General features: G+C 70.9%; 10 protein-coding genes. 2 read left to right on the top strand and 8 right to left on the bottom strand.

What is annotated here, in order from left to right; genetic code table 11:
- Positions 1-48: 48 nt before the first annotated feature.
- A complete protein-coding gene (locus LG278_RS19875) occupies positions 49-834 on the bottom strand; it encodes a DUF1206 domain-containing protein (RefSeq protein WP_404389342.1) in 786 nt (261 codons plus the stop codon).
- Between the two features lie 94 nt (positions 835-928).
- Positions 929-1783, bottom strand: a complete 855-nt coding sequence (locus tag LG278_RS19870; RefSeq protein ID WP_404389341.1) for an acyl-CoA thioester hydrolase/BAAT C-terminal domain-containing protein — start codon at positions 1781-1783, stop codon at positions 929-931.
- Positions 1784-1963: 180 nt separating this feature from the next.
- Between LG278_RS19870 and LG278_RS19865 the strand changes: the two genes are divergently transcribed.
- Positions 1964-3943, top strand: a complete 1980-nt coding sequence (locus LG278_RS19865; RefSeq protein ID WP_404389340.1) for a VWA domain-containing protein — start codon at positions 1964-1966, stop codon at positions 3941-3943.
- Between the two features lie 64 nt (positions 3944-4007).
- On the opposite strand, the gene LG278_RS19860 is transcribed toward LG278_RS19865, so the two are convergent.
- Positions 4008-6557, bottom strand: a complete 2550-nt coding sequence (locus tag LG278_RS19860) for a DEAD/DEAH box helicase (protein ID WP_404389339.1) — start codon at positions 6555-6557, stop codon at positions 4008-4010.
- Between the two features lie 135 nt (positions 6558-6692).
- Between LG278_RS19860 and LG278_RS19855 the strand changes: the two genes are divergently transcribed.
- Entirely contained in the window at positions 6693-7319 is a 627-nt protein-coding gene (locus LG278_RS19855; RefSeq protein ID WP_404389338.1) for a LysE family translocator, read from the top strand.
- A gap of 37 nt (positions 7320-7356) precedes the next feature.
- Here LG278_RS19855 and LG278_RS19850 read toward each other — a convergent pair whose 3' ends face one another.
- Genes LG278_RS19850 through LG278_RS19830 form a run of 5 tightly spaced genes read right to left on the bottom strand, consistent with a single transcriptional unit; the run spans position 7357 to position 12729 of the window.
- Entirely contained in the window at positions 7357-8595 is a 1239-nt protein-coding gene (locus LG278_RS19850; RefSeq protein WP_404389337.1) for an FAD-dependent monooxygenase, read from the bottom strand.
- Positions 8596-8622: 27 nt separating this feature from the next.
- Positions 8623-9336 (bottom strand): maleylpyruvate isomerase family mycothiol-dependent enzyme, encoded by a 714-nt coding sequence (locus LG278_RS19845; RefSeq protein ID WP_404389336.1) that lies wholly within the window; start codon positions 9334-9336, stop codon positions 8623-8625.
- Positions 9336-10178, bottom strand: a complete 843-nt coding sequence (locus tag LG278_RS19840) for a fumarylacetoacetate hydrolase family protein (RefSeq protein ID WP_404389335.1) — start codon at positions 10176-10178, stop codon at positions 9336-9338. Before LG278_RS19840 ends, LG278_RS19845 begins: the two co-directional genes overlap by 1 nt.
- Complete coding sequence (locus tag LG278_RS19835; RefSeq protein ID WP_404389334.1) at positions 10175-11338, bottom strand: cupin domain-containing protein; 1164 nt, start codon at positions 11336-11338, stop codon at positions 10175-10177. The genes LG278_RS19840 and LG278_RS19835 overlap by 4 nt, the downstream gene beginning before the upstream one ends.
- Positions 11339-11376: 38 nt before the next feature.
- Entirely contained in the window at positions 11377-12729 is a 1353-nt protein-coding gene (locus tag LG278_RS19830) for an MFS transporter (protein ID WP_404389333.1), read from the bottom strand.
- Between the last annotated feature and the right edge of the window lie 13 nt (positions 12730-12742).

The following is a 12742-nucleotide window of genomic DNA, read 5'->3' as shown; positions in this document are numbered from 1 at the left end:
GATCGGCTTATCTGTGCCCCGGAGAAGGGCGGGGGTCCTGTGCCCGACTCAGACGTCGGCGTGACGAGCGCGCCCGAAGCAGTAGATGCCGAAGGCGATGAAGCCGAGGGCGACGAGTGCGAGCAGCACCGGACCGCCGGGGGCGCCGAGCAGGTTGCGCAGGGCGCCATCGAGGCCCTGCGCCTCGCTGGGCTTGTGGCGCACGGCGGCGAGCACGAAGAGCCCGCCGACGATGGAGAGCGCGATGCCCTTGGCGATGTAGCCGACCCGGCCGGCCTTGACGATCCACTCGCCGGGGTGCGACTCGAGGTCGCCGAGGAACTTCTTCTTCCACCCCTTGATGATGTGGTAGACACCGACGCCGATGACACCCAGCCCGACGGCGGCGACGAGCCACTGGCCCGCAGGCTTCTCCATGAGGGTGGTCGTGAAGTCGGTGGACTGCTCCTTGCTGGAGGAACCACCCCCGGTGGCGAAGCTGAAGGCCGACCATGCGAGCACGACGTAGACGATGGCCTTGGCGGCGGCCTTGAGCCGGTCGCTCGTGTCACGGCTGCCGGTGATGGCCTCGGTGACCTGCCAGATGCCGAGCCCGAGCCACGCGACCACGGCGATCCACAGCGTGATCATGCCGAGCGGGTTCTGCGCCATCGACCCGAGCGCACCGGACTGGTCGGCGCTCGCGCTCTTCGAGCCGAAGGCGAGGGCGAGGGCGATGACGCCGATGATGATGTGCAGCACGCCGTTGGTGGCATACCCGATGCGGGCGGCCATCTCGAGGGCTGGGTGGTCACCCGCCCGCCGTGAGGCCTGCTTGACGTCGGTCGAATCCATGTGAGCGGTTCCTGTCGGTTGAGGGATCCCCGGTGGGCACCCGTGAACATACCCACCTCGAGGGCCTCGCTTGCGCGTTGAGACGGGGCCGTTTTCATCCGGCCGGAGCGCCGAGGACCCGCCTGATCTCGGGCCACGCGAGCAGCCCCAGTGCCCGGTCGGCCGCTTCCGAACCGCCGCGTGCCATCCGGGCGCCGCCGGTGGCGACGCTCTCACCCGGCATCACCACACGGTGACCCGCGCTCGGGTGAGTCACGACGGTCGTCGGCAGGTCGAAGGCCGCGCGCCGGGCCTCGATCCGTCGGGCCGAGTCCAGCGAGGGCCAGACCTGGTCGTCGCCACCCGCGACGAGCAGCACCTCGCCGAAGAAGCGCTCGACCGGAATGGTCGCGGCGGCCACGAGGTCCTCGTGCGTCGCCAGGCTCGCCCGGTAGAGCGGCTCGAAGGCGGGCGGGTCGCCTCCCACGGTCACGTCGTCGTCGTAGGGCACGAAGGGCACGGGCCGGCCCGCCCTCGACCAGGAGGAATGCTGCGGCCGAAGGGATCCGTCGGGACCCGGAGCGACGTTGGCCCACACCACGTGACTCGGCGACAGGGCGACGACGGCGTCGACGCGGGGGTCGTCGGCGGCATACAGCAGGAAGGCCTCCGCGCTCTTGGACGACCCGAGGAGCACCACCCGGTCGCACTGGGAGGAGAGGTGATCGACGGCCCACTCGAAGCTCTCGAGCGGCAGCTCCCAGATGCCGGCCGGCTGGCCGGGGGAGCCGAACCAGCGGTAGGTGAGCGCGGTCGTGCCGACCCCGGCGAGGACGCCGGCACGCTCGAGCTCGACCCTGCCGCTCGACCCGGACAGCACCAGCACGCCGGTGCCCGTGTGCGTGCGGGAACCCACCGGGCGCACACACACGCCGTCAACCTCGTCGAGGACCTCGGTGCGCAGCTCCACCGGGCGATGCTAACCGGCGCGGGGCCCGACACGCCGGTGCGAGGTATCAACCGGTCGACATCGCGGCTCTACCGGACATCGGGGGGCACAACGGGCGACACCGGGCCACAGGAGGTCCCGGCGCACCCGATCCAAAAGGGATTCCGCATGCATGCACGAGCTCGCAGGCGCCGGCCTGCCTTGACACGGTCTTTCACCGCCCTCGCGGCGACACTCGCACTCGCGGCAACCGGCTTGGCCGGCGCGCCACCGGCCTCTGCCGACCCGTCGCCCGGCGCCTCGGCCAGTCCGACGTCCATCAACCCCGGCGGCACGTCGACGGTGACCCTCACCCTCCAGGGCGAGACCAGCGTCCAGTCGACGCCGACTGACCTGGTCCTGGTCCTCGATGAGTCGGGCAGCATCAGTCCGGCCGACTTCACCACCCTGAAGACATTCGCCAACAGCGTCGTCAACGCGGTCGCGGCCGACGGACTGTTCACCCAGGGCGGCCGGGTCGGCGTGGTCGGCTTCGCGTCCGGCCAAGAAACGATCATCGGCCTCAGCAGCAACCAAGGGGACGTCAACACCGCCATCACGAACAACCCCCAGTCGACCGGGACCACCTGCATCTCCTGCGGCCTCAACCAGGCGGCCTCGATCCTTCCGGATACCGCAGGTCGTAACCAGGTCGTCATCGTCATCACCGACGGCAACGCCAACGGCGGCGACCCGACGCTCGCAGCAGCGACGGCCCTGCAGTCCGAAGCTGAGGTCTTCGCCGTCGGCGTCGGCAGCGGGATCAACCAGGCAACGCTCAACACGATCGCCTCAGAGCCGGATGCCACGCACACCTTCCCGGTGGCGGACTTCGCCTCACTTGCGGCGATCCTGCAACAGCTCGTCGCGGCAGTCAACGTGCCCGGTGCCACCAACCCGCAGATCGTCGTCACCGTCGCGAACGGCTGGGACTATGTGGCCGGCACCGCAGCGGCGACTCTCGGAGCCGCCGTCTCCGGGGAGACTCTGGCCGGCTTCACCGTCAAACGGGCGAACCTGGGCGACGAGTTGCTGACCATCACCTACGACGTCGTGCACGAGGGGACGCCGTGCGGCTCACTGCCCGTCAACCAGTCCGTCACGTACACCGACGACGAGGGTGCGACGGTCAACTTCCCGGCCGTCAACGTCTACGTCAACTGCGCTCCCGTGGCCGACGCCGGCCCGGACGTCTCGGTGGCCGAGGGTTCCACCGTCGCGCTGGACGGCAGCGGTTCGTCTGACACCGAAGGCCCGCTCGCCGCATACGCATGGAGCGGCGCCGCGCCCGCCATCGGCTCGATCACCAACGCCAACAGCGCCATCGCGACCTACAACGGTCTGGACGACGGAGTCGACGCGGTCACCCTCGAGGTGACCGACGCCGGTGGCCTGACCGACAGCGACAGCACCGACGTGACCGTCACGAACGTCGCGCCGAGCCTGACGCTGACGAGCTGCCCCGTGGCGCCGAACCAGGTCGGCACCGACGTCTCCTTTGCCGGCACCTTCACCGACCCGGGAGTCAACGACACCCACACGATGACGGTCGACTGGGGCGACGGGGCGGTGAGCCCCGCAACGGCGGCGACCTCGCCGGTCGGGGGAACGCACCAGTACACCTCGGCAGGGATCTTCGACATCGCGGTCACCGTGACCGATGACGACGGCGGGTCCGACACCGAGACGTGCGGCTTCGTCGTCGTCTTCGACCCCGACGGCGGCTTCGTCACCGGCGGCGGCTGGATCACCTCGCCCGCCGGCGCCTACCCGGCCGACCCGGACGCGTCCGGTCGGGCGAACATCGGCTTCGTGTCGAAGTACAAGAAGGGCGCCACCGTGCCCACCGGCAGCACCGAGTTCCAGTTCCAGGCGGGCAACCTGAACTTCCACTCGAGCACCTACCAGTGGCTCGTCGTCGCCGGCACCAAGGCGCAGTACAAGGGCACCGGCACCGTGAACGGCGCCAGCGGCTACAGCTTCATGCTGACCGCGACCGACGGCAGCCCCGACAAGCTGCGAATGAAGATCTGGAAGACGTCGGACAGCACCATCGTCTACGACAACCAGATCGGCAGCGGGGACACCGCGAACCCCACCACGGCGCTCTCGGGCGGTCAGATCGTCATCCACAAGGGCTGACCCGGTCCGGATGACGCGTGGTCCGAGGTCCCCGGTGGTCGCAGTCGGCCACCGGGGGCCTCGGTCAGCCGCCGAGCCGCTCGAAGGCGGTGACGGTGAGGACCGCGGCTCCCACCTCATCGCTCGCGGTGAGGTCGACGATCGCGGTGATGCCCCAGTCGCGGTCGCCATCGGGGTCGACGACGACCTGACGAAGCCGCCACTCATGCGCCGTCTTCTCGATCTGCAGCAGGCCCGGCGAGCGCGCCTCCTGGTCCGTCGCGATGGAGTCGTGTTCGTCGTAGTAGGCGCCGAGCGCGTCGTTCCACTCCTGCGGGGTCATGACGACCTTCTGGGGCGGGTCGGTCAGTTCCGCCACCCGGGCCTCGAGGTCGCCGAGCAGCTCCCACGCATCGCGCGACGCGAGCTCGACGCGGTGGAACATCGCGTTGCGCACCATCACGGTGAAGGCGCGCACGTTGGCCGTGAGCGGGCGGGCGGGCGGAGCGAGGTCTCCCTGCTGCAGCACGGCGGCGCTGGGGTTGACGAGGTCCTCCCACTCGTCGAGCAGGCTCGAGTCGGTCTGGCGCACGAGCTCGCCGAGCCACTCGATGACGTCCTCGAGCTCCTCGGTGCGGTGCGACTCGGGCACCGTGTGCCGCAGGGTGCGGTAGGCGTCCGTGAGGTAGCGCAGGAGCAGACCCTCGGAGCGCGAGAGCCCATAGGCGGAGATGAACTCGTTGAACGTCATGCCCTGCTCGTACATCTCGCGCACGATCGACTTGGGCGAGAGCGCGTCGGGTGAGATCCACGGGTGCGTGTGGCGGTAGGCGGAGAGCGTGACCTCCAGCAGGTCGGCGAGCGGCTTGGGCCAGGTGACCTCCTCGAGGCGCTCCATGCGCTCCTCGTACTCGATGCCGTCGAGCTTCATGGCAGCGACGGCCTCGCCGCGGGCCTTCGACTCCTGGGCCCAGAGCACCTGACGGGGGTCCTCGAGGATCGCCTCAATGACGGACACGAGATCCTTTGCGTAGGAGTCGGACTCGGGGTCAAGGGTCTCCATGACCGCGAGCGCAAAGGGCGCCAGCGGCTGGTTGAGGGCGAAGTCGCGCTGCAGGTCGATGGTCAGCGCGTAGCGGCGTCCGGAGGCCTCGGCGGTGGGGAGCCGCTCGACGACACCGGAGCTGATCAGCTCCTTGGCCAGGACGAGGGCGTGGCGCTGCAGGCGGCGCTGGTCCTTGGCCTCGTGGTGGTTGTCGGAGAGCAGCCGCTGCGCGTGCGCGACCGGGTTGCCCTCGCGGGCCAGGATGTTGACGAGCATCGAGTGCGAGACGCGCATCCTCGGCGCCAGGGCCTCGGGCTCGGCGGCGATGAGGCGCTCGAAGGTCTCCTCCGACCAGCTGATGAAGCCCTCGGGCGCCTTCTTGCGCTGGATCTTGCGCTGCTTCTTGGGGTCGTCGCCCGCCTTATCGACGGCCCGGTGGTTCTCGATGACGTGGTCGGGGGCCTGGGCCACGACCCAGCCACGCACGTCGAACCCGGCGCGGCCGGCCCGTCCGACGATCTGGTGGAACTCGCGCGCCTTGAGCATCCGCTGCTTCGTGCCGTCGAACTTCGTCAGTCCGGTGAGCACGACCGTGCGGATGGGCACGTTGATGCCCACCCCGAGGGTGTCGGTGCCGCAGATGACCTTGAGCAGGCCGTCCTGCGCGAGCTGCTCGACGAGCCGGCGGTACTTCGGCAGCATGCCCGCGTGGTGCACGCCGATGCCGTGACGCACGAGGCGCGAGAGCGTGCGGCCGAAGCCCGCGCCGAAGCGGAAGTTGCCGATGCGGGCAGAGATCGCGTCGCGCTCCTCCCGCGTCGTGATCTTGACGGCCATGAGGCTCTGCGCCCGCTCGAGGGCCGCCGCCTGCGTGAAGTGCACGACGTAGACGGGCGCGCGGTCCTTCGCGAGCAGCTCCTCGATGGTCTCGTGGAGGGGGGTGATGGCATACGAGAACTCGAGCGGCACGGGGCGCTCCGTGCCGGAGATGACGGCGGTGGCGCGGCCGGTGCGGCGCGTGAGGTCGTCGCGAAACATCGTGACGTCGCCGAGGGTCGCCGACATGAGCACGAACTGCGCCTGCGGCAGCTCGAGGATCGGCACCTGCCACGCCCACCCGCGGTCCGGCTCGGAGTAGAAGTGGAACTCGTCCATGATGACGAGCCCCACGTCGGCCGAGCTGCCCTCTCGCAGAGCGAGGTTGGCGAGGATCTCGGCCGTGCAGCAGATGATCGGCGCGTCCGAGTTGACCGACGCGTCACCGGTGATCATGCCGACGTTGTCGGCACCGAACTGCTCGCAGAGGGCAAAGAACTTCTCCGACACGAGCGCCTTGATCGGGGCGGTGTAGAAACTGACCCGGTCCTCGGCCAGGGCGGCGAGGTGGGCCGCGGTGGCGACGAGCGACTTCCCCGAGCCGGTGGGCGTGGAGAGGATGAGGTTGCTCCCGCTGAGGATCTCGAGGAAGGCCTCCTCCTGGTGCGGGTAGAGGGTCAACCCCCGCTCCGCGGTCCACTCGGTGAAGACCTCGTAGAGGCTGTCGGGATCGGGGTCCCGCGGGATGCGCTCGGAGAGGTTCTTCGTCACCACGTGAGTATGCCGTCCGGTCGCCGTCTGCTCCCAATGTGCGGCGCTCCCGCGGTGGCGGTGCGGGCAGGTATCAGTGCGCCCGCCCGGCCCTCTACCCCGGGAGAGCACTGGGGGGTGATGGCGATGACGGCGACGATGGGTCCCTTCGTGGTCGCCACGCTGGCCCTGCTCGTGGTGCCGGGACCGTCCGTCGTCTTCGCCGTGACCCGAGCCGTGGCGCACGGTCGGGCGGCCGGTCTCATCACCGTGGTCGGGCTCGAGGCCGGCCTGCTCGTCCACGTCGTCGCGGCGGCCGTCGGAGTGGGTGCGCTCGTCGCGTCGTCCGGTGCGGCCCTCACCGCCCTGCGCGTGGCCGGGGTGGCCTACCTCGTCGTGATCGGCGTGCGGCACGTGCTCCCGGCGAGGACGGTCTCGGCCGTCACCGTGACGGTGACACCGCGCCGGGGCAGGTGGGTGCTGGCCCGGGATGCCTTTGCCGTCGACCTGCTCAACCCCCAGACCGTGGTCTTCTTCCTCGCCTTCCTGCCGCAGTTCGTCACACCCGGATCCGCGGTGCCGACGGGGCAGCTGCTCCTGCTCGGCCTCTGCGTCGTGCTGCTCGCCTTCGTCTGCGATGCGGGCTACGTCATCGCGTGCACGGCGCTCCTGCGTCGGCGCTGCTCGCCGTCTCGACCACAGCTGCTGGGTGGCTCGTCGCGGTCGGCCGGGGTGGCCACCGGAGGTGTCTACCTCGGGCTCGCCGCCTGGTCGGCCCTCGCCTGATCCTGATCCTCCTGGTCCAAGGCCGGCCCCGCGGCCGTCAGACGGCGGCAAACATCGGCGGCTCCTGCTCGGGGGTCAGGGCGGTGGGGCCGTAGAGCCAGTCGACGAACGAGTAGTCGTGGACGTCGCGCGAGCGCATGACCTCGTTGCGCCAGACCCGCTCGTCACCGACGTGGTGCCAGAGCTCGCCCCACGCGCGGGCCGTCGTGAGGACCCGCCGGCAGTGCTCGGGGCGGACCGCGTCGTAGGCCGCGAGGGCCACGTCCCAGTCGAGAGAGTCCGCGGTCGCGCCCGACTCGAGCTGCGAGCCGACGTGCTCGGAGAGGACATAGGCGTCCTCCATCGCCATGACGGCGCCCTGGGCGAGGTACTGCAGCGGCGCGTGGGCGGAGTCTCCCGACAGCGCGATGCGTCCGGTGACCCACGTCGGGATCGGCTCACGGTCGAACATCCGCCACCAGCGGTCACGCCACATGAGCGGCAAGCCGGCCCGCACCTCCTCGCACGTGTCCGCGAAGGCGTGGTCCAGCTCGTCAGGTGTGCCCCAGTCACTCTCTCCGGCAAGCGCTTTGGGCGACTCGAAGACGGCGACCTGGTTGAACATGTCGCCGCCGCGGAGCGGATACTGCACGAAGTGGCACTTGGGCCCGACATAGACGACGACATCGCGCATCGAGACGCCGAGGGCCTCGACCTGGGCGGCCGGCACGGCCCCACGGTAGGCGACGTAGGACGAGCTGACCGGCTCGTCGTCGACGAGGAGCGGCCTTGCGACGGAGCGGATCCCGTCCGCAGCGATGACGACGGCAGCCGTCTCTCGGCCAGCGGCGTGGATCGCGGTCGCCCGACTGTCCTGCTGGTCGTAGCCCGTGACCGCGACGTCGGTGACGAGGTCGACCCCGGCCCGCTGGCACGCTCGCAACAGCACCCCGTGCAGGTCGCTGCGGTGGATGACGACGTAGGGCGCGCCATACCTCGCCTCGACGTCCTTGAGGTCCAGCCGCGTCAGCTCGGAGCCGTCGACGGCATCCTTCATGACGATGTTCTCCGGGGTGACGCCGAGGCTCCTCACCTCGTCGAGCAGGCCCCAGTGCTCGAGAATGCGGGTGCAGTTCGGGGCGATCTGCAGGCCGGCGCCGACCTCGCCGAACTCGGCTGCCCGCTCGAGGACCCGCACGCGCAGGCCCTTCTGGGTGAGGGCGAGGGCGTTGGCGAGGCCGCCGATCCCACCGCCGACGACGACGACGTCGGCGCTGTCCGTGGTGTGAGTGGTCATGACGAGTCCTTTCGGGAGCATCCGCGGTCAGAGCCAGCGGGGGAGGGAGGGGAGCGCAGCGCCGTCGGCGTGCAGTCCGGTGGCCGGTCGGCCGGAGAGGTATGCCGTGAGCTGCGCGAGCGAGCCACGCACCGTGACGGTGTCGCCGGCTCCCGTGACGACCCACGAACGGTCGTCATCGGTGGGTGCCAGGCGCAGGTGCGGTCCGTCGGCACCGGCCGACCGCTTCGCCGTGATGTCGTCGAGCAGCGCCGCGTCGAAGGAGGCGGGCAGGTCGGCGAACGTGACCGCGCCCCCGAGGTCGACGGCGTGCACCATCACCTCGCGCGAGCGCATCCACGGGATCTCGGTCGCCGGCACGGCGCGGCCCTGGGCCGTGAGCACCTCCCGGGCCCACTGGTCGGGAGTCAGGGCGTCGAGCGAGTCCGCCAACCGGGCCGCCGACGAGGCCACCCAGAGCCGCAGCTCGGCCACGGGCCGCTGCGCCCCGACCTCGATGTCGGCGCCCCGCTGCTCGGGGGAGGAGTACATCGGGGTCGCCTCGCCCGTGCGGGCCCAGCGGACGAGGTTGCCGAGGGCCTCTGCGTTGGCGGCGACGTGCGCGACGACGTGGCTCCCCGTCCAGCCGGGCAGCGAGCCGCGGGCCGCGAGCGACTCGTCGTCGAGACTCTCGAGCGCCTTGAGGAAGAGCTCGGTGCCCTCGTTCATCCAACCGAGGGCCGGCTCGGGTGCCGGGGCCATCAGGGGCGCCCGTCGTCCACGACGACGTTCTCGCAGCGGCCGAGGCCCTCGACCTCGGTGACGACCTTCTGCCCCGCCGAGAGGTAGCGCGCGGGCTTGCGGGCGTGCCCGACTCCGCCGGGCGTCCCGGTGGCGATGAGGTCACCGGGCCGCAGCGTGATCATCGTCGAGACGTATTCCACGAGAGCCACCGGGTCGAAGAGCAGGTCGCCGGTGTTGTCCTCCTGCATGACCTCCCCGTCGACCTCGGTGCGGATCGCGAGGGTCGGGCGCACCCCGCCGGGCAGTTCGTCGGGTGTGACGAGCCACGGGCCGACCGGGGTCGTCGCCTCCCAGTTCTTGCCCTGGAGCCACTCCTTGGTGCGGAACTGCCAGTCGCGGGCGGTGATGTCGTTGAGCGTCGCGAAGCCGGCGATCGCTGCCTCCGCCTCAGCGGTCGTCGCCCGACGGACGGGAGCCCCGATGATGATGGCGAGCTCGCACTCCCAGTCGAACGCGTCGGTCTCGACGGGTCGCTGGATGTCGTCGTGCGCGCCGATGAGCGTCTCGGCGTACTTGCTGAAGAGGGTCGGGAACTGCGGCAGGTCGCGCCCCATCTCGATGATGTGGCCCCGGTAGTTGAGCCCGACGCAGACGACCTTCGCCGGCCGGGTCACGACCGGGGCGTATGCCGCCGAGCCGAGGTCGACGGTCGGGCCGGCTGCCGCTTCGGCCCTGTCGCGCCAGTCCGACTGTGCCAGAAACGAACCCACGCCAGGTGCGCCCAGGAGCGTGGCGGTGGTGCCGTCGACGCGGACCGCCTCGGTCGTGCCGTCGGCGTTGCGGAGGGTGGCGAGCTTCATCGGGGGAGTCCTTCGGTGACGGAGGCGGAGACGGACGTGCGGGCGAGGCCCAGCGACTCGAAGATCGGGCTGTCGCTGAAGCGGAAGAGGTCGAGCGCGCCGGAGTCGGAGTCGGAGGCGGACGCCTCGGAGCGGATCGACAGCGGCTGCCACGACGGCACGACGAAGAGGTCACCGCGGGTGACGCTCCAGCTCGTGTCCCCGACGGTCACGGTGCCGGCGCCGTCAAAGACCTGGAAGACGGACGAGCCGACCTCCTGGCGCGGCGCCGTCTCGGCGCCGCTGCGCACGCGGTGGAACTCCGTGCGGATCGTCGGCAGGACGTCACCGCCGTTCGTGGGGTTGGTGAAGCGGACCGCGGCGTGCCCCGGCTCGACCGTCGCGGCATACCCCTCGTCCTCGAGGTCGAGCTGGTCCTGGAGCGCGAGGTCGGTGTCTGCCCAGCGGTAGGCGAGCAGCGGGCTCGCGGGCATCGGACCGGGGACGGACACCGGGCGCAGGCCCGGGTGGCCCCAGAGGCGCTGCGAGCGCGAGCGCGAAGGGGTGGCCCGCTCGACGTCGGAGATCTCGTCGCGGCCGAACTCGAAGAACTGGGACTCCGTGTAGTACTGGAACGGGATGTCGAGCCCGTCGATCCACGCCATCGGCGTGGCGGCCGCGTTGTGGTGGGCGTGGAGGTTCCAGCCGGCCTGCGGCAGGAAGTCGCCCCGACTCATCGGCACGGGATCCCGGCCGACCACGGTCCAGACGCCCTCGCCCTCGACGACGAAGCGGAAGGCGTTCTGCGTGTGCCGGTGCTCGGGGGCGTCCTCACCGGGCATGAGGTACTGGATGGCGGCCCAGAGCGTCGGCGTCGCGAAGGGCCGGCCGCCCAGCGACGGGTTGGCGAGGGCGATGGCCCGGCGCTCGCCGCCCCGACCGACGGGCACGAGGTGACCGGCCCTGTCGGCGAGGTCGAGCAGGGTCTGCCACTGCCAGCGGTGCGGGGTGGCCTTGCTCTGCGGGTGCGCCGGCATGAGGTCGCCGATCTCGGTCCAGAGCGGCACGAGGAGCTCGTCCTCGAAGCCGCGGTAGAGGGCCTCGAGCTCGGGGGTGGGGGTGGGCTGGTCGGGGGAGTCGACGGCCTCGATCCGCACGGGAGAGGTTACTGCCTGGGTCATGGTCGTTCCTTTCGGGTGAGTCTGGGGGCCAGGGGGATTCAGTGGACGAGCGCGCTCTCGATCGGGCGCGTCGAGACGGCAGGCTTCGTGACGACGGCGGTGACGGCCAGCAGCACGGCGGCCAGGCCGGCGGCGATCGAGAAGGCGAGGAAGTTGCTGCCCACGCCGAGGTCGGCGTCGAGCAGGAGGCCGCCGACCTGCGGGGCGAGGACCGCGCCGATGCGGCCGACGCCCAGCGCGAAGCCGAGCGAGGTGCCGCGCAGCGTCGGTGGGTAGTGGCTCGCGACGGCGGCGATGATGAGGCACTGGGTGCCGTGCGTGCCGACCCCGGCCAGGATGAGCGCGGCATAGATCGGGGTCGCGTCGGTGGGGTAGGTGAGCAGGAAGGCGAGGGCGATCGAGGCCACGGCGGCCGCGGCGACCCCGCTCTTCAGAGGGCCGAAACGCACCCCTGCCCACGCGGTGACGACGGAGCCGAGCACCGCGCCGATGTTGAGGGCCAGCAGGAAGGCGAGGGGCTGGCCCATGTCGAAGCGCGGGTCGGAGCCCATCAGCTTGGGCAACCACGTGCCGAGGCCGTACCACGCGAAGAGCGTGGCGACGGTGGCGGCGGCGAAGAGCACCGTCGGCCGCAGGAAGCGGCCGCGCAGGATCGTGCGGAAGCCGGGTGCGTGGGTCTCGGCGCTGTGGTCGCTCGGGTCGTGCACGAGCCCGAACTGCGCCTCGATGGCCTTGCCCTCGGCGACCCGTCCGTGGGCGCGCAGCCACGTCGGCGACTCGGGGAGCAGGAGGTAGCAGAGCGGCAGGAGGACGATGACCGCGACGAAGGCGACGGCATACATGGAGCGCCAGCCGAAGGTCGGCAGGAGCCAGAGGCCCAGGATGGCGGCGATCGACCCGCCGATCGGCACGCCCGACATCATCATCGTCGAGACGGCCGAGCGGTGCTTGCGCGAGACGAACTCAGCGGTCAGCGCGTTGGCCGACGGCACGAGCCCGCCGAGCCCGAGGCCGGCGAGGAAGCGGAAGAGGCCGAAGACCTCGGCGCTGGGCGCGAAGGCGCACAGGGCGGTGAAGAGCGAGAACCACAGGGTGGCCCAGAGGATGGTCCGGCGGCGACCCAGCTTGTCGGAGAGCAGGCCGGCGCCGAGCGCGCCGATGAGCATCCCGGCGAAGGCGAGGCTGCCGATGAAGCCGGCGGAGGTCGGGGTGAGGTCCCAGCCCTTCTCCTTGAGCAGGCTGGGAAGGGTCGTCCCGTAGACGATGAGGTCGTAGCCGTCGAAGACGACGATGAGCCAGCAGAGGAGCGTCACGAGCCAGGCGGGCCTGCTCGGGCGGCTCGCGCCGGTGCGGGCCAGCGGGCGGGTCGGGGTGGGGGGCGTCGTTGCCATGGGGATGACTGTG

The organism is Humibacillus xanthopallidus (assembly GCF_044793955.1).
In the GTDB taxonomy this organism is placed as follows: Bacteria; Actinomycetota; Actinomycetes; order Actinomycetales; family Dermatophilaceae; genus Humibacillus; species Humibacillus xanthopallidus_C.
Note: the sequence above shows the minus strand (reverse complement) of the source record. Positions and strands in the feature narration are given on the sequence as shown.

What these genes read in the sequence shown, in the direction of transcription:
- LG278_RS19875 (WP_404389342.1), bottom strand. Translation starts at nt 834, where the DNA reads ATGGATTCGACCGACGTCAAGCAGGCCTCACGGCGGGCGGGTGACCAC.
- LG278_RS19855 (WP_404389338.1), top strand. Translation starts at nt 6,693, where the DNA reads ATGGGTCCCTTCGTGGTCGCCACGCTGGCCCTGCTCGTGGTGCCGGGA.
- LG278_RS19850 (WP_404389337.1), bottom strand. Translation starts at nt 8,595, where the DNA reads ATGACCACTCACACCACGGACAGCGCCGACGTCGTCGTCGTCGGCGGT.
- LG278_RS19845 (WP_404389336.1), bottom strand. Translation starts at nt 9,336, where the DNA reads ATGGCCCCGGCACCCGAGCCGGCCCTCGGTTGGATGAACGAGGGCACC.
- LG278_RS19840 (WP_404389335.1), bottom strand. Translation starts at nt 10,178, where the DNA reads ATGAAGCTCGCCACCCTCCGCAACGCCGACGGCACGACCGAGGCGGTC.
- LG278_RS19835 (WP_404389334.1), bottom strand. Translation starts at nt 11,338, where the DNA reads ATGACCCAGGCAGTAACCTCTCCCGTGCGGATCGAGGCCGTCGACTCC.
- LG278_RS19830 (WP_404389333.1), bottom strand. Translation starts at nt 12,729, where the DNA reads ATGGCAACGACGCCCCCCACCCCGACCCGCCCGCTGGCCCGCACCGGC.